17 protein-coding genes are annotated in these 18055 nt (G+C 30.2%); 15 read left to right on the top strand and 2 right to left on the bottom strand.

Annotated features, from left to right (window positions below):
- Positions 1 to 2: 2 nt before the first annotated feature.
- From pilO to EQM05_RS13340, 6 genes are all read left to right on the top strand, one after another.
- On the top strand, positions 3 to 668 hold the full coding sequence (gene pilO, locus EQM05_RS13365) for a type 4a pilus biogenesis protein PilO (protein WP_128750488.1): 666 nt from the start codon (positions 3 to 5) through the stop codon (positions 666 to 668).
- Positions 669 to 684: 16 nt separating this feature from the next.
- A complete protein-coding gene (locus tag EQM05_RS13360) occupies positions 685 to 1230 on the top strand; it encodes a prepilin-type N-terminal cleavage/methylation domain-containing protein (RefSeq protein ID WP_164917301.1) in 546 nt (181 codons plus the stop codon).
- A gap of 5 nt (positions 1231 to 1235) precedes the next feature.
- A complete protein-coding gene (locus EQM05_RS13355) occupies positions 1236 to 1784 on the top strand; it encodes a prepilin-type N-terminal cleavage/methylation domain-containing protein (protein WP_128750486.1) in 549 nt (182 codons plus the stop codon).
- A gap of 6 nt (positions 1785 to 1790) precedes the next feature.
- Positions 1791 to 3182, top strand: coding sequence for a hypothetical protein (locus EQM05_RS13350; protein ID WP_128750485.1), 1392 nt, complete (start codon positions 1791 to 1793; stop codon positions 3180 to 3182).
- Between the two features lie 21 nt (positions 3183 to 3203).
- Complete coding sequence (locus tag EQM05_RS13345; protein WP_128750484.1) at positions 3204 to 3755, top strand: manganese efflux pump; 552 nt, start codon at positions 3204 to 3206, stop codon at positions 3753 to 3755.
- Positions 3756 to 4039: 284 nt separating this feature from the next.
- Complete coding sequence (locus tag EQM05_RS13340) at positions 4040 to 4474, top strand: Fur family transcriptional regulator (RefSeq protein ID WP_128750483.1); 435 nt, start codon at positions 4040 to 4042, stop codon at positions 4472 to 4474.
- A gap of 15 nt (positions 4475 to 4489) precedes the next feature.
- On the opposite strand, the gene EQM05_RS13335 is transcribed toward EQM05_RS13340, so the two are convergent.
- Positions 4490 to 4840, bottom strand: coding sequence for a hypothetical protein (locus tag EQM05_RS13335; protein WP_128750482.1), 351 nt, complete (start codon positions 4838 to 4840; stop codon positions 4490 to 4492).
- A 151-nt stretch (positions 4841 to 4991) separates the two neighbouring features.
- Here EQM05_RS13335 and EQM05_RS13330 point away from each other — a divergent pair, with 151 nt between their 5' ends.
- The 3 genes from EQM05_RS13330 (at position 4992) to EQM05_RS13320 (ending at position 7810) form a co-directional block, all read left to right on the top strand.
- Positions 4992 to 5390: a DUF6762 family protein gene (locus tag EQM05_RS13330; RefSeq protein WP_128750481.1), complete on the top strand. Its 399-nt coding sequence runs from the start codon at positions 4992 to 4994 to the stop codon at positions 5388 to 5390.
- Between the two features lie 231 nt (positions 5391 to 5621).
- Positions 5622 to 6680: an HD-GYP domain-containing protein gene (locus EQM05_RS13325; protein WP_128750480.1), complete on the top strand. Its 1059-nt coding sequence runs from the start codon at positions 5622 to 5624 to the stop codon at positions 6678 to 6680.
- 146 nt (positions 6681 to 6826) lie between these two features.
- Positions 6827 to 7810 (top strand): rhomboid family intramembrane serine protease, encoded by a 984-nt coding sequence (locus EQM05_RS13320; RefSeq protein WP_243108076.1) that lies wholly within the window; start codon positions 6827 to 6829, stop codon positions 7808 to 7810.
- A gap of 456 nt (positions 7811 to 8266) precedes the next feature.
- Here EQM05_RS13320 and EQM05_RS13310 read toward each other — a convergent pair whose 3' ends face one another.
- Positions 8267 to 10006 carry an FtsH/Yme1/Tma family ATP-dependent metallopeptidase gene (locus tag EQM05_RS13310; RefSeq protein ID WP_128750477.1) on the bottom strand — a complete coding sequence of 580 codons (1740 nt, stop codon included), beginning with the start codon at positions 10004 to 10006 and terminating at the stop codon, positions 8267 to 8269.
- Between the two features lie 234 nt (positions 10007 to 10240).
- Between EQM05_RS13310 and EQM05_RS13305 the strand changes: the two genes are divergently transcribed.
- The 6 genes from EQM05_RS13305 (at position 10241) to galE (ending at position 18012) form a co-directional block, all read left to right on the top strand.
- Positions 10241 to 11209 (top strand): YkvA family protein, encoded by a 969-nt coding sequence (locus EQM05_RS13305; RefSeq protein ID WP_128750476.1) that lies wholly within the window; start codon positions 10241 to 10243, stop codon positions 11207 to 11209.
- 105 nt (positions 11210 to 11314) lie between these two features.
- Positions 11315 to 11491, top strand: a complete 177-nt coding sequence (locus tag EQM05_RS13300; RefSeq protein WP_128750475.1) for a YtxH domain-containing protein — start codon at positions 11315 to 11317, stop codon at positions 11489 to 11491.
- Positions 11492 to 11642: 151 nt separating this feature from the next.
- Entirely contained in the window at positions 11643 to 12947 is a 1305-nt protein-coding gene (locus EQM05_RS13295) for a helix-turn-helix transcriptional regulator (protein WP_128750474.1), read from the top strand.
- 20 nt (positions 12948 to 12967) lie between these two features.
- On the top strand, positions 12968 to 14221 hold the full coding sequence (locus EQM05_RS13290; RefSeq protein ID WP_128750473.1) for a helix-turn-helix transcriptional regulator: 1254 nt from the start codon (positions 12968 to 12970) through the stop codon (positions 14219 to 14221).
- Positions 14222 to 14372: 151 nt separating this feature from the next.
- Positions 14373 to 16973, top strand: a complete 2601-nt coding sequence (gene clpB / locus EQM05_RS13285) for an ATP-dependent chaperone ClpB (RefSeq protein WP_128750472.1) — start codon at positions 14373 to 14375, stop codon at positions 16971 to 16973.
- Positions 16974 to 17025: 52 nt separating this feature from the next.
- Entirely contained in the window at positions 17026 to 18012 is a 987-nt protein-coding gene (galE, locus tag EQM05_RS13280) for a UDP-glucose 4-epimerase GalE (RefSeq protein ID WP_128750471.1), read from the top strand.
- The last annotated feature ends 43 nt before the right edge of the window (positions 18013 to 18055 follow it).

The raw sequence follows: 18055 nt of genomic DNA, 5'->3' as shown, positions 1-18055 counted from the left end.
AAGTGAATTCTCTTGAAAAACGTGAAAAATTTTTGCTGATTATATTAGCAGTATTATTAATAGGTTATGTATATACAAGTTTTTTCTTAAGCCCCATAATGAAAAAAATAAGCGAAAAAAATGCTTCAATAAATGCAAAAAGTATTGCACTGCTTGATATTGATAAGCTTAAAACAGAAAATAAAATTAATAAAGCTAAATTAGAAAAAATAAAACTTAAGTATAATGAATCTTTAAAGGAACTGCCTAATGGGGAGAGAAATCCTGAAATTCCATATGAATTAAAAAAAGCTGCTGATTCTAATAATACAAGCATAATTTCTATTGAATTTGGAAAAGAGACTCAGTATTCAAAGGCAGATTCAAAAACTGCAGGTGAAAATACAGTTGCCAGCAAAAAAAACAATAATGAGGATTTGCTTATGGTATTACCTGTTAAGCTTCAGGTAAATGGAGATTATAAAGCTTTAATTAATTTCATAAATGCTGTTGAAAAGGGAAAGAGAATTGCAGAAATTCAGGATGTGAAATTAAGTAAAAGTACTGATAAAAGTAATTCCATAACTGGGGATATAAGCTTAAAATATTATTATATAAATAGTGAGAATTCAAAACAAATTTATGAATTTAAAGATCCTTCCGCAGGCAAGGATAATCTATTTAATTAGATATAGGGTGATATTTATGAAAAAAAGGGGATTTACTCTTGTTGAGTTAATAGCTGCTATAGCTATAATGGCAATTGCATTAACTGCTATTTCCTCGGCAATGTTAACAACAGTTAAATTAAATGGGGACAATAATTTAAAAATGGATAATGAAAATTATGCAGAAAGTATAATTGAGACTTTTAAGGGTGGCGGTAAATCATCTTTAGATTCTAAGGCAGGCACCAACAGCCCTGTGTCTTGCTTTTTATATTTTGATGACAAACTTTTAAATTTTTCTACAAGTATGGATTCTTCCATAAAGTACTCAAATTTTAATGCATGGTTTAACAGCAGTGATAAGGTTACTGGAACTGTGTCAGAGGATGATAATAACAATCATGATAAAAATTTGTTTAATAAATGTACTGCACATAATACTAACAAAAATAAATATGGTGCTTATTTAATAATTGAAGATGACAGTACTTCAGATAATACATATTATATGAAGATTATAGTCTGGAATTTAAAGGGTTCAAATGGAAATGAAATAACCCGGGAAATGTATATTAGCAGGTGAGATTAATGAAAAAAAAAGGTTTTACTCTGGTTGAGTTAATTGCAGTTATGGCAATATTATCAATTGTTCTTACAACTGTATATTTTATTTTTAATTCCTATAATAAAATATATACCAATGAATATACTGATAATACAATTGAGACTTCTGGTAAGGTAATTACTGAGGAAATTTCACAAAATATAAAAAAGGCATCATATGCATCATTAAGTTTTAATATTGAATCTGGAAACAATATTAATATTTTTGATTCTAACGGCTCCAATAAGATAATAAAGGTTAATAACTTAGTTAAACCATTAATATATTTAGAACAGGATAACTCCAGCTGTTATTTATATGCCATAGTTGAAAATGGACATAAAAAAGAGCTGCACAAATTTACATATGTAAATAATAACAGCAGTATAGATAATAGCATTTCAATTAATGTAAACGACATAGTGGTAAGGCCTCAAAATAATAAATCATCATTTGAAATTACAGCACAAGTATCTTACAAAAATAAAACCAATACTTATGTTACAACAGCATCATTAAGAAAAAGGAGTTAATGTAATATGAAGAAGAAAAAGGGAGTTGCCTTAATTATAACTTTATGTATAGTTATGTTACTAACGGTATTAACTACATCCCTTTTACCTGTAGCTGTAAGTACTAAAAAACTCACATCAGTATATAATAATTTAGACAATGTCAGACTTATGGCTGAATCAGGTATTGAAAAAGCCATGGGCAGAATAAACAGCGGTGACTTAACTGGTTTTACATTTAATAGTTCAGATGGTAAAATAAATTGTTCAGTTACAGTTGAAGATAACTATAATTATATTACAAAAGATAACAATGCTAAGGATAAATGCACAGTAACCTCCACAGCAAATGGAAATTCAAAGAGTAAAACTATAATAGCTGTATTAGATAAAATAACAACTCCTGAAAAACCTTCAACTGATGCAGAATCTGTTTTTGCAGACATAAGTAATAATTGCATAACTATGGTGGGGGATATGGATCCTAATTCAGAAACAGATGATGACATATTTAATGGAACAGCTAGTGTCAATAGTTCTGCGCCAATGTATTTTCAGGGAAGCAACCTGTTTTTTAAAGATAATGAAGGCTTTACCTCTAGTGATAAGATTACTATGTTGGGGGAAAATGTAAGCTTTTTATCAAATAATACTAATCTTAATAAGCTTTCAATAATTGCCGATAAGACAATTAGTTTTAATACTACTATTAATAATGATAATAATAATAATAAGAAGAAGAAAGATAATAATAATAGTTTTTCAACAAATGGTATGTATCTTCAGGCTGATACCCTAAATATCGACGGTGGGAATTATAATTTTAATGGCAGTTCTACAATGAATGTTAAAAATGTAAATAACAATTCAGGGAGACAGATTACTAAAGTGGAAACAAAACAAATTATAGCTCCAAAGACAATAAATCCAATTAATTTTAAGGGGAGCGGAACACCACCGGATCAGTCAGATTCAGTGAAAATATACACTATAAAAGGAAATACAGACCCTGAATTTAACAGTAAGGCTGCCGAAGCCTTTAATTCAGATACATCCAGTAACAAAATAATATTTATTGATGGGGATTGTACATTAAGAGTAAATCCAGGAAATAAAGATAGAAATATAAATCTTAATAACATGATTATATACTGTACAGGTAAATTCAGTATTACTACAAATAACAGCAATAATGAAAATCAGCGTGTCAATAATATTAATTTTAATAAGTCCTCAATTTATGCCAAAGGTATTTCATTTAAAAATATAGATAGTATGTCTTTTTCTAAAATGGATAATGATACATTAAATATTATGAAAAAGGTATTTGAAGATTATTATAGTTATTATTCCACTGGCGGAAGTAAAGGAACACCAGCTTCTACAACATATAAACTTAACAAATATATTGAGCAGTAAATTTAAATATGGAGGAATATCATGAGCTTTTACTCACTGTTTTTTATAGCAGTGGCACTTTCATTAGATGCTTTTGGGGTGGCATTGTGTATAGGCTTGAACAATATAATAAAATTTAAAAATAAACTTCTTTTTGCATGCTCCTTTGGATTTTTTCAATTTTTATTTTCATTTTTAGGAGCTTATGCTGGATTCTTTTTTAACAGATACATAGTTTCGGTGCCAGAGATAATAGGTGGAATATTAATTGCATTAGTTGGAATCCTAATGATAAAGGAAGGCTTTGAGAACAACGGAAAGTGCCCCTATCTTAAACCTGGAATGACTTTAATACTTGGTATTTCTGTAAGTATTGATGCCATGGTGATTGGCTTTACAGCTTTAGATAACATAAGCAGCAACATAATAATTCTTTACGATACCATTTTTATAGGAATAGTGACTTTTGTAATTTCATGCATTGGTTTCTACATGGCAAGATATTTAAAAAAGATATCAGTAGTGGGGAAATATGCGGATTATATTGGCGGAATAATATTGCTTATTTTTGGATTAAAAATGATGTTTTTATAAAAGCAGGTCTGGGGCATAAGCTCCAGACCTTAAAGTAAGTATTATATATAAAAGGGGACTTAAAATTTAGTTGGCTGGTTAATTCACATAGCTTATTACTTTCTATATAGCATATGAATTATCAGCAGAAGTTGTGCTTAATTTTTTTAATTATATTTTCTCTCTCACTTAAAGATTATATGCTAAATTGGCATGTTTAACTATTGTGAATAATAACAAAAATTTATAAAAAAGCTCTAAAACTGTGTTATAATAAGTTAGAAATAAATATCAAGGTGAGAAAAATGGAAATAGAAAGTTTACTAAAGGAAAATCACATAAAGGTAACTAAGGGAAGACTTACTATATTACATGTTCTTATGTTAAGTGATGAACCTTTGAGTGTTGAACAAATCTATAAATCATGCAGGGAATATGAAGTTTTTATAGATTTGTCAACTGTATATAGAACCTTAGAGCTATTAGAAGAGAAAGAAATAGTGGATAAATTTAGTTTTGGAGATGGAAAGTTTACTTATAAAGTTAAAACCAGCCATCATAAACATATAATCCAGTGCAGGGTATGCCATAAAGAAGTAGAAATTGACTGCCCAATGAAGCAGCTGGAAGAAATAATCAGAAATAAAACAGGATTTACTTTTGCAGATAAAGATATATTTGTTAATAACACTATTGAGGGATTATGCAGTAAATGCAGTAAGGAAGAAGAAAAAAAGTAGAGCAGCAGTTCTTTTTTAGAACTGCTGTTTTATTAAGTTATTTTGGGTTGGCAGCTTCTTAATTAGATAAACCTTTTTTACTTTCCAGGTTCCATTTGAATGTTTTTCAAGCACCACATCATAATAAACTTTATCATGAGGAGCTTTCCTTTCAATACCTTCAACCTGCATAACAGCTATACAGCTATCAGAAAATGTTAAATTGAAATTACTTACAGAGTACAGCCTATGAGGATTAAAAATGCCGGTAGTCAGGTTGCGTTCAGCTGCATAGGTTATCTCTTTGCTTTTACTTCTTGTATATCCAGTGTTTATTATTGCTGCCACTAAAACAAATGCTATAAATATGGCAATAATTTTTTTCATTTAAACTCCTAATAAAAAATTACTGAAAAACATTTATATAATATTATATTACTTTATGTGGGTATAATATTATTACATAAGCCTGTTTATTGTAAAAAATTATAAAGTGTGAGATATTATATCTATAAAAATTTAAGGATGGTGTTTAATTTTGGATTTTTCTTCATTGGTTTTAATGGAAAGAGAAAAAGATACTAATATTTTTGTAAGGGAAATTGGAAGCTATGAAATTACTGATGGTGCAGAATACATAACAAAGCTTTATTATGATGGAGACAAAGTCAATGTTATCTTTGATACACAAAGGGATGTAGAGGAATGGGAATACTCTGCAATTTTTCAGCTGTTCCCATATGATATTTTTAAGGATAATGGATTTAATGTTGAAGATATAGATGATGAATATAATCCTACATGGAAGTTAAAATTTGATTATATTGATGATCATGAGGCAATGGAGGAAAAGCTTAAATTCATATGCAGTTTATTGGATAAGGCAATGACAAAGGTATTTGAAGATATTAAAGGAAAAAAGGATGAATACATATAATTAATTGATGTAAAATAAAAAATATGTTAAAAAATAAACTTGCAGAATAAGTCGATATGTGGACAATTAGCAGCATATTGACTTATTTTGACATATGATGTAAAGTATTAAAGAAAAACCACATATAACTTTCTTAATTTGATATAGTATTTTAATTTATTTTTAAATATGATATTATTTATAGGAATATGAGAGAAAAGAATTATTTTCATAAAGTTTTGAGGTGTTGTAATGAGGCTGGAGTTTATAAACAGAGTTAAAGAAAACGATATACTAGGTAAAAGTATTTTAACTAACGATGGGAAGATATTATTAAGAGCAGGTGTGAAGATAACAAACAGCTATATAAGAAGGTTGAAGAATCAGGGAGTATTCTATATCTATCTTGAAGATGAAAGATTTGATGACGTGGAGGTTGAAGATGAACAATTGACACATCTGAAACAGGAAACTATGAAAAGCATGAGCAAAATAGTAAATAATGTACATGATTTTAATGGTAAAGCTGTTAAGGAATCATTGGATAATGTAGAGGATCTCATAGAGTATATTATAGAAGTAGGGGATGTGAATAAAAGTCTGTATGACATAAAAACCTATGATAACTATACATATGTACATAGCCTGGACACTTGTATTATGTCTACATTTTTAGGCATTAGCAGTGGATACGGTGATCAGGAATTAAAAAATTTAGGAATAGGCGCCATACTCCACGATGTAGGAAAAACCAAAGTACCTCACAGAATCATCAGCAAACAGGGTAAATTAACTGATGATGAATTTATGGAAATAAAAAAGCATACTTTGTACGGCTCAGAAATATTAAGGAAAAATTACAGAATCCCTGACCCGGTTATAAAGATAGTAGAACAGCACCATGAAAGAATAGATGGAAAAGGATATCCTTTTGGACTTACTGCAAATCAGATATCAAAATTTGCAAAAATAGTATGTGTGTCTGACGTATATGATGCAGTAAGTAATGACAGATGCTATAGGAGGAAGTTCAGTCCTAATGATGCATATGAATTAATATTGGCAGGAAGCGGAAGCATTTTTGATGAACATGTGGTAGATAACTTTAAAAATACATTTGCTATATATCCCCTTGGTGCATGTGTAAGACTTTCAAATGGCGAAGAGGGATATGTAGTAAGACAGAACAAAGGATTTCCTGACAGGCCCATAATAAGGGTTATTTATGACAGCATTACAAAAAAACCAAGGAACATTTTTGAAATTAATTTATTACAATACTCAAATATTGTAATAGAAAAATTAGTTTAATAAAATATAATTACAGACTTTCAAAAAACATATTACATTATGCTCTTTAAAACATAGTTCTTCATTGGATATTCTGCCAGGCACAATGTATTGTTTTTTTAGGAGTGATAATAATAGATAAATATATACACAGGATTATAGAATTAATGAGTCAATACCATGGATATAAAATAGATGAATTAAGTTCTTCAAATAAGAATATAAGTTCATGGTGTTTAGTAAAAGAAAAAGGTAAATGTGCTGATTTAATAGTTTTTTCTTCAAAATTAATTATAAATGATGAAGCTCAATGGGTTATACAACAGTTTAGACATAAAGAAAATTATGAAGGCAATATCAATTTATCAAACATAGCATTATTAGATCAGAGTAAAATAAAGAATAAAGAAGAATTAACTGATATTTTGTCAAATAATTTAGGCAGCATTAATTATGTCCTTCTGGATTATAAACAAAATGTTATATTAAAATACAACAATGAATTGTCAGATCTGGAAAAAGAATTATCTACATGCATTTTAAAAATCAGAGAAAATTCAAATTCAAAGAAAATAAATGTTACGCCTGTTACTTTAACTCTTATAATTATTAATGTAATTATGTATTTGATTACAGTGATCATATCAGGTCCTGGACATATTATCAACAGTGATATTAATGTGCTGATATTTTTAGGTGCCAAGGTAAATTCCCTTATAAAAGATGGTGAATATTACAGACTTATAACAAGTATGTTCCTCCATGGGGGAATTATACATCTAGCCTTAAATATGTATTCCTTATATATTATAGGACCATTAATAGAAAAACTGTATGGTAAAATAAAATTCACTTTAATATATTTTATAGGAGGAATAACAGCATCGTTATTCAGCTATTTATTTTCTCCATCAGTATCCATTGGAGCATCAGGCGCAATCTTTGCATTACTTGGGGCAGCATTAGTATTTGGAATTAAAATGAGAAAAAATATAGGTAAAGAATTTTTAAGAAGCATTTTTTCCGTAATAGTTATCAACCTTATTATAGGATTTTCTATCCCCAATGTGGATAACTTTGGGCACTTAGGTGGACTAATTGGAGGAACTATTACAAGCCTTTTATTCAAAATAACAAAGATTAAAGATTAAATAAGGTAGTTTTTCTTTGCAGAAAAACCAAAACTCAATTGATTAAGTGAATCATAGGTTTTAATAACTAAAAATGGTTTCAATTATAGTTTTATTAGATGACAAAAAAGGATTTGCAAAAATCCTGTGCCGGTAGGCAGCCAATTAAATAGATTTTAAAGTAAATCAGCTATGCAGCTTTTCAAAAAACTGTAGAAACACCAGTATTTTTGCTTGCTTAAATAGCGCTTTACTAAATGAAATTATATAGCATAAAGAACGTAAATGGATTGCCGGAAACATTGAAGGTTTCTTTTCCAGAAGCAACTATTCAAAACTGCATTGTACATCAAATTAGAAATTCTTTTTTAGTATTACCCATAACCATTATAAATTAGTAGATTTTCTGCCAAAGCAGAAAATCTACATTATTTGTTCTTTTTTCTTTAATCTTTATTCTTTAAAAATGGTTTTGTCCTATGACAAAACCATTTTTGTAAGTTCTTCCGAATATAAGGTTTCTTTTTCAACTAACTTATCTGATATATTTATTAATTTATCCTTATTATCTAATAATATATTCTTGGTGTCTTCATAAAGTTTGTCCACCAAATTTCTGCATTCTTCTACAATTTTATTTTCACTTATATTTAAATTTGCAAGTTCATTAATATTCAGAAGGCCTAAACTATCACCCATACCATATTCTGCTACCATACTTAATGCTATTTTTGTACTTTGCTTCAAATCATTATGAGCACCAGTAGTTATATGGTCACTGCCAAACATAATTTCTTCAGAAGCCCTTCCCCCAAGTAATACCATTATTCTGTTTTTTAGATATTCTTTGTGCTGATACATTCTGCTTTCAGGAATACTTAATGTATAGCCTCCTGCGCCTTTTGTACTTGGAATTATGGTAACTTTTGATACTTTTTCATTGGGAAGTACCTTCATAGATACCAATGCATGTCCTGCCTCATGAAAAGCAGTAATATTTCTGTCTGAATCTTTTATATAGCTTCTATTCTTCTTTTCATATCCTGCAAGTATTATGGAAAATGCTGTATCCATATGTTTTTCTTCTATGAATTTACTATTTTCCTTACATGCAAGTATAGCAGCCTCATTTACGAAACTTTCAATTTTTGCTCCTGAAAAATAAGCTGTTTTATGAGCCCAGTCATTTATACATATATTCCTCACAGGTTTATTTTTTAAATGCAGTGATAGTATTTTCTCCCTTGCATCTATGTCAGGAAGCATAATTTCTATATGTCTGTCGAATCTGCCTGGTCTAAGCAAAGCTGAGTCCAGCATATCCAGCCTGTTTGTTGCAGCAATAACTACAATTCCTTCTTTTTCATTAAATCCTGACATTTCTGTTAATAATGCATTAAGAGTCTGATCTCTTTCGTCAGATCCGCCAGTTCGAGATGCATCTCTTTTTTTACCTATAGCATCGATTTCATCAATAAAGATAACTGCTTTGCCGTGGCTTTTTGCCTTTTTAAATAACTGTCTTATACGGCTTGCTCCTACCCCTACATATACCTGTACGAAATCAGAACCTGACACAGCATAGAAGGGTACGCCTGCTTCTCCTGCCACTGCTTTTGCAAGTAAGGTTTTCCCTGTACCAGGCTCCCCGTAAAGTATTATTCCCTTAGGCATTCTGGCGCCATAGGAAGTGTACTTTTCAGGATTGCTGAGAAAGTCTACAATATCTTTAACACTTTCCTTAGCTTCTTCGTTGCCTGCTACACTTGAGAAATTATATTTTACATTTTCCATTGCGTTTGCATCCATAGCATCAACAGAATTCATTCTTCTGGATGATATGCTGGAACTTTTAAAAGCCATAACGCCAATTGCAGCTAAAGAAGTAATTAAAAAGATAATTGGAACTATCTCTTTAAGATTAGCAGGACCCTGTTCAAGAACTTGTACATTTTTCTTCAGCAGATCTTCTTTAAAATTGTCTGCCCGTGGATTATCACTTTCATATTGGGTGCCGTCCTTTAACTTAACTGTAATTTTAGGAGAAGCAGTAATATAAACTGTACTGACTTTATTAATAGAAAGATCCTTAATAAAGTCAGAATAAGACTTATATTTATGTGCTGAAGAAGTAAAATTCAATATTAAAAGCATAAGCAATGATAGTATGGCAGTTACAATTGGAACATATATATACTTTTTCTTTATCTTGTTCATGCAATCACCCTTTCTGATATATAACCAAATTATCTGTTTTACGCTATTTCGATATTATAATAAAATATAGACAAAGTCTAATGAAAATCATAAAATTTACTAATGTAATTTATACCATGGCTAAAAATTTCATTGCAGAATTGTAAATTTAATGTATACTTTATTGTATATAATGTATTAAGATTGAAATATTTGGCTTTGCATTATATGCATAGGAAATGGGAGGGTAAAAAAATGAAGATAACTGCCGTAAAAGCTATATTAACCAGCCAGGATTTATTGGGAATACTAAAGGAATACGTGGTTGTGGATGGATTAAAATTTGATAAAATTGAAATAAATGAACTTATCACTATATATGGAAGCTATAAAAAAGGAATTACTATTCCATTTAAAGCGCAGATTGGTATTGGAAATATAATGGAGAACACTGTAAATCTTAAAATATTTAATATAAATGTAATGAAAATAGGAGTGTTAAGTTCATTAAAAAATCTGGCACTAAAAAAATCATTGAAGGATTTTTATGATATAGGTATAAAGGTTGATAAAGACAATATTGCAGTTAATCTGGGAGCTATTTCAAAACTTATACCATATGTTTATTTTAAATTAGATAAAATAAATATTAAAATGGATGCTATAGAAGTAGAATTAGAACAGGTTATTTATGCAAAGAATAAGGATACAGTGAAATTTGAAAAAAATAAAAAAGAAACAAAAGATTTTACTAAGGATAAATATTCAAAACTAAGACATAAAATGAAAAAGAAGATTCCGGATAAATATGAAAAGTTAGCCGAATATGCTATGATTGTTCCTGATATAATAGCATTATTTTATAGATTATTCCGTGATAAAAGGATTGGAATAAAAAATAAGCTGCTAATTGGCGGAATAACTGCTTATTTGGTAAGTCCAATAGATATACTGCCTGATTTTATACCATTTATAGGGCAGATAGATGATATAGCTATTGCCTTTTTTGGATTGAATACAATAATTAATGAGGTGCCTGAAAATATAATCTTAGAAAACTGGCAGGGTGAAAAGAATATAATCTTAACGGTTAAAGAAGGAGTCAAGTATATATCTTCCATTGTAGGGGTAAAGAATGTAGAAAAACTTGTTAATTTTATAAAAGGATTTCGTATAAAAAAAAGCAATGAAGAAGATTCCAAAAAAGAATATCAGGAAATGTAGAATGGATGAAATATAGCGAAAGTTGTTTATTTATGATAAACCATGTTTAATTTATATAAAAATGCATATTCTATTATTAAAACATAGCTTAAGGAGGAAATGAATATGCAAAGTAGATTTTTCAGAGGAATGACAACCGGAGCAATGCTTGGTTTTGCAGCTAGTATGTTAGTGGTGCCTCAGCTTGACAGAGGTACAAAAAAGAAACTTAAAAGGACTGCAAGGATTGTGAGAAGTACAGCAGGAGATGCATATTGTAACATGAAAGATTGGATGAGATAAATTAAAGCAAGTAAACCTGGAGTTTTTCCGGGTTTATTTTTTTAAAGTTTTCATATTATGTATAAAAATATGCTATAATATATTTAATTATGAACGAAATATTAAATATAATTAAAATTAGCTGATGATGCGAGTAAAGGATGAGTGAGCTATGGAGATATTATCTTTAGGTGAAAAGATAAAAAGAACGAGAAAAGAACTAAATATGACTCTAAAAGATTTAGCAGGTGATAGAATAACACCAGGACAGATCAGCTTAGTGGAATCAGGAAAATCAAATCCCAGTATGGATCTGCTGGAATACTTAGCTGAAGCATTAAATACTTCTATAGAATATTTAATGGAATCAGAGGAATCACAAGCTGAAAAAGTCTGCTGTTATTTTGAAAATATGGCAGAGTCATATATAATAGGTGAATCCTTAAACAACGCTGAGCAGTATATTGAAAAGGCTTTGTATTATGCAGAAAAATATAATTTGGAGTATAGAAAAGCTAAGAACCTCTATTTGAGAGGGGTTGTTTATATGAAAAAGGAAGAAACAGCTTTAGCTCAACAGTTTTTTTTATCTGCAAATGTGATTTTTATAAAGAACAATTATCATGAAGAAACAGTTAATACATTTCTTAATCTTGGGAAAATTACATTGGATCTAAAGGCATACCATTCCTCATGCAGCTATTTCCAACAGGCTGAAAAGGTTTATAGCGATAATGACATAGGGAATGACTTCCTGCTTGGAGAAATTTATTATTATATTGCTTATACTTATTTTAAACTTGAAAATTCTGATAAGGCAATGGATTATTCATTTCTTGCAAAGGAAAAATTCAGACAATTGGATGATAAAAAGGAATACGCAAAAGCACTTTTACTGCTTTCAGAGCAATACAGCAAGCAGGGAGATTTGAATAATGCCATAAAGTATTCTAAAAAAACATTAGATGTATATAAGGAAATTGAAGATGGACAGCTTATTGCAGAAATTGAAAATAATTTAGGAAAACTCTTTTATGAATTTGAAAATCTAGAGGAATCTTTTATTCACCTTAATAAAGCTAAAGAAATAAGAATTAGGAATAAAGACAAAAAGTTAGTTAATACCTTAATAAATATTTGTGAAAACTTTATAAAATTAAAGGATATTGAAAAGGCAAAATTAACATTAAATGAAATAATACAAGCTATTGATGATGGAAGTGATAAGGCATTAATTCAATATTATTTATTAAAATATAAAGTAGAACTTTTGGAGTCCAATACTAAAGAAGTAGAAAATACACTATTACTGGCATTAAATTTTGTTGTAAATATGGATTATGTAAAGGAAACTGCAGAAATCTCAATAATAATCGGTAAATTCTATCTGGATTGCGGTAAAGATAAAGAGGCAGCAGAATATTTAAATGAAGGTGTTGAAAACTTTAAGAAGATTGGTGTTATAAAAGAGTCTTGAGATATGGATAGGTGGTAATTATGGAAATACTTTCAACTGGACAAAAAATTAAAAGGGCAAGAATTTATAAAGGGCTTACTTTAAAGGATATATGTGATAACAAAATATCAGTTTCTAAAATGAGCTGTATCGAAAATGATAAAATTAAGCCCGATGATGAGGTATTGGAATTAATTTCAGGAAAGCTTTCTCTCAAAAGTGATTATCTTAAAGAGGGAGTAAAAGAACAAATTACCAATAATTTAAAGGTACTTGAGAATTCAAAGAAAAGACATGATTATGAAAACTTATTGGAATACAATCTTAAATATGCAGAGGAATACTCATATTTTGATCTGGCTTTTGAAGTAATGCACAGGCTTTTCAATTACTATCTGGACTCAGGCAAGTTAGAAAAACTTCAGATAAATACATCAAAATACTATGACTATTGGCAGAAGTCAGATATAGAAAAAAATGCAACTGATTATTATATGGATGTGGCCAGGTATTTTTTTACTACTTCAGAATTTGCTCAGGCGGCAAATTACTACAACAATGTGAGAAAATCATCAAGAAAAAACGGTAATAATATGATACTTGCTAAAGCTACATATAATGAGTCAGCATGTTATGTAATGCTTGAAGATTATGAAAGAGCCTATGAAATATCTGTCAGGCTCATTGATTTGTGTGATTATATGGACTCTGATCTGCATAAAGCTGAGGCCTATCACATGCTGGCTTTATTGTCAATCAGGATGGATAAAGGCAAATTTGAGGAATATGAGGCTAAGTCTTATGAGCTTTATAAGGATGATGCTGCACACAAGGCATTGGCAATTTATAATTATGCCGCAGTAATGTTTGAAGTTGGTTCAACTGAAAAAGCACTGGAGTATATAAATAGAGCTTTACAAACCTATCCAAGAAATGACGAAGAAAAATATGTGCGATTTATGATTTTGGTAATAGGGGAACTGGTTGAAAATAATATATTGGATTTATCTCAAAGTGTATGTGATGATGCTCTGAATTATGCTATTAAATTAGACAACTTAAAGCTGGTAGAAAGGGCATATTATTTCAAGTCAATTATTTTAGAGAAGCAGGAAAGCTATGATATGGCAGAAATGTACATGAATTTATCTTTTGATGCACTTAGAAAGTTTGGAAACAATCAGGATATTTATAAAAGATATTTAAAGCTTGGAGATTTATATTATAAGCTTGGAGATACATATGATTCCCTAAAGTATTTTAATTTAGCCATAAAACTTGAAAAAAAATTATAAAAGTTTATTTAGGCATTATTTGTTTTATAGATACTTTAGGGCTTCCTAGGGTATTTTTTAATAATGTGTTAATTAATTTTGCCAGCTGTTGTACAGACTAATCAGTTGGATATAATAAGAGTATATTTAAAGTTAACAAAGGAGGGTTATTATGGATATTGAAAAATTAACCATAAAAGTACAACAAGCCATTAACGATGCTCAGGTTATAGCAGTAAAAAATAATAACCAGCAGTTAGATGTAATTCATTTGTTTAGTTCACTTTTAAATCAGCAGGATGGACTGATTCCAAATATATTCAGCAAAATGGGTGTAGATGTAAACAAGTTAAATAATTATACGAATGAAGTTCTTCAAAGGTACCCAAAGGTCACAGGTGAGGGTGCCGAATCTGGTGGTGTATATGCTACAAGACGATTTGAAGAGGTTTTTATAAAGGCTGAAAGTGAAACAAAAAAATTCAAAGATTCTTATATCAGCGTAGAACATGTAATGCTGGGCATTATGGATGTAAACAGCAGTGATGTTAATGATATTTTAGACAGGTTCAATATAAAAAGGAATAATTTCTTAGAAGCATTAGCTCAGGTAAGAGGAAATCAAAGAGTAGAAACTCAAGACCCTGAAGGCACTTATGAAGCTTTAATAAAGTATGGAAGAAATTTAGTAGAAGAAGCTAAAAAACATAAACTGGATCCAGTTATAGGAAGAGATGAAGAAATAAGAAGAGTTATAAGAATACTTTCCAGAAGAACTAAGAATAATCCTGTTCTTATTGGTGAACCGGGAGTTGGAAAAACTGCCATAGTTGAGGGCTTGGCAGAGAGAATAGTCAGGGGAGATGTTCCTGAAGGATTAAAAAATAGAATTATTTTCTCTCTTGATATGGGATCACTTATAGCTGGAGCAAAATTCAGAGGTGAATTTGAAGAAAGATTAAAAGCTGTATTAAAAGAAGTAGAAAAAAGTGAAGGAAAAGTAATATTATTTATTGATGAAATTCATACCATAGTTGGTGCCGGAAAAACTGAAGGCTCAATGGATGTTGGTAATATAATAAAGCCAATGCTTGCCAGAGGAGAGCTTCACTGTATAGGAGCTACCACATTTGATGAATACAGGAAGTACTTTGAAAAAGATAAAGCACTTGAAAGAAGGTTTCAGCCTGTTATTATTAATGAGCCTACTATTGAGGATAGTATATCAATTTTAAGAGGTCTTAAGGAAAAATTCGAAATTTATCATGGAATAAGGATACATGACTCATCAATAGTTGCTGCAGTTAAACTTTCAAGCAGATATATAACAAACAGATATCTTCCAGATAAGGCAATTGATTTAATAGATGAGGCATGTGCAATGATAAGATCAGATATAGATAGTATGCCTTCTGAAATGGATTCGTTAAAGAGAAAAATATTTCAGTTGAAAATTGAAAAAAAGGCTTTGTCAAAAGAAAAAGATGCTGCATCTATTGAAAGATTAAATGAGTTGGAAAAAGAATTAAGCAATCTTAATGAAAAAGACAAAGAAATGAGTGCAAAATACGAAAAAGAAAAATCTCAGATTACCGAAGTGAGGAATTTAAAGCAGCAGTTAGATGAAACAAGAGGCAAAATGGAAAAGGCCGAAAGGGAATACGACTTAAATAAAATTGCTGAATTAAAATATGGAGTAATTCCTGACCTTGAAGCTAAAATTAAGGAAAAGGAAGAAAAGCTGAGAGCACATAATGAAAATGCCATGTTAAAAGAAGAAGTTACTGAAAATGAGATTTCTCAGATAGTTTCCAAGTGGACTGGAATACCAGTTTCCAGACTGGTTGAAGGAGAAAGAAAAAAGCTGCTTAGAATGGATGAGGAATTATCTAAAAGGGTAATAGGACAGGATGAGGCAGTAAAAGCTGTATCAAATGCAGTATTAAGAGCAAGGGCAGGAATGAAGGATCCTAAAAGGCCAATAGGTTCATTTATTTTCCTTGGGCCAACTGGTGTAGGTAAAACACAATTAGCTAAGACCTTAGCAAGTACATTATTTGACAGTGAGGATAATATAATAAGGATCGATATGTCAGAATATATGGAGAAGTATTCTGTATCAAGGCTCATTGGAGCACCTCCAGGATATGTAGGATATGAGGAGGGGGGTCAGCTTACTGAAGCTGTAAGAAGAAAACCATATAGCATAGTTCTATTTGACGAAATAGAAAAAGCTAATGATGATGTATTTAATATATTTTTGCAGATACTTGATGATGGAAGACTTACAGATAATAAAGGTAAAATAATAGATTTTAAAAACACAATTATTATTATGACATCAAACATTGGAAGTAATTATCTTTTAAGTAATGTAAGCACTACCGGCATTGATTCTAATATCAGAGACAGAGTAATGAATGAATTAAAATCACGATTTAAGCCTGAATTTTTAAACAGACTTGATGATATTATTATGTTTAAGCCTCTTTCTACAGATGAAATAGAAAAAATTATTGATATATTTATAGAGGACATAAAAAATAGATTAAAAGAGAAGAACATAGATTTAAAAATTACTGAAAATGCAAAGAAACTAATGGCAGAAGAAGGATACGATCCAGTGTATGGAGCACGACCTTTAAAGAGATACATTGAGAATACATTGGAAACTTCAGTGGCCAGGATGATAATATCGGGAGAGGTAACCAGCGGCTCAACTATAGGAGTTAATGAGGTAAATAATGAACTTATAATAGAAAAGGTTGTATAATTTTTGAAAATAGCCATTACCATAATTTATTAAGAAGAAAGCAGGGATTATTTTGAGTATTTTAGTTTGCGGAGGCGCAGGGTATATAGGGAGTCACATGGTGGCTGAGCTTTTAGAAAATGGTGAAGATGTTATAATTCTTGACAGCTTTGTAAAGGGACATAAGGAAGCAGTGCTTGGAGGGAAAATATATACAGGTGATTTAAGGGACAAAGAAATTTTACGCAGAGTATTTACTGAAAACAAAATTGATTCAGTTATTGACTTTGCTGCGTTTTCTCTGGTTGGAGAAAGTGTTGAAGAACCACTAAAGTATTTTGAAAATAATGTTTATTCTACATTATGTCTTCTTAAGGCTATGAAAGAATATGGAACAAAATATATAGTTTTCTCATCAACTGCAGCAACTTACGGTGAACCTGAGAATATTCCAATATTGGAACAGGATAAAACATTCCCTACAAATCCATATGGTGAGTCAAAATTAATGGTAGAAAAAATGCTTAAATGGTGTGACAAAGCCTATGGTATTAAATACACTGCACTTAGGTATTTTAACGCTGCTGGTGCACATGTAAGTGGGAAAATAGGAGAAGATCACAGACCGGAATCACACTTAATCCCAATAATTCTACAGGTAGCTCTTGGACAGAGAGAAAAAATTATGATATATGGTGATGACTATAATACTCCAGATGGAACATGCGTAAGAGATTATATTCATGTTACAGATCTTGCAAGTGCTCATTTATTAGCATTACAAAGATTAAAAAATGGCGGCGAAAGCAGAATATATAATCTTGGAAATGGCAAGGGATTCTCAGTTAAAGAAGTAATTGATGTTACAAGAAAAGTAACCGGAGTTAATATTAAAGCACAAGTTGATAAAAGGAGAGCCGGGGATCCAGCAATTCTTATTGCATCCTCAGAAAAGGCAAAGAAGGAATTAAATTGGAATCCTAAATTTGATTCTCTGGAAACTATTATCCAAAGTGCGTGGAATTGGCATAAAAATCATGAAAATGGATATGGAAAATAGCTTATTATAAATACTGGATTAAATCATAAAAATTAACTCTAAT

The organism is Clostridium sp. JN-9 (assembly GCF_004103695.1).
GTDB lineage: Bacteria > Bacillota > Clostridia > Clostridiales > Clostridiaceae > JN-9.
Note: the sequence above shows the minus strand (reverse complement) of the source record. Positions and strands in the feature narration are given on the sequence as shown.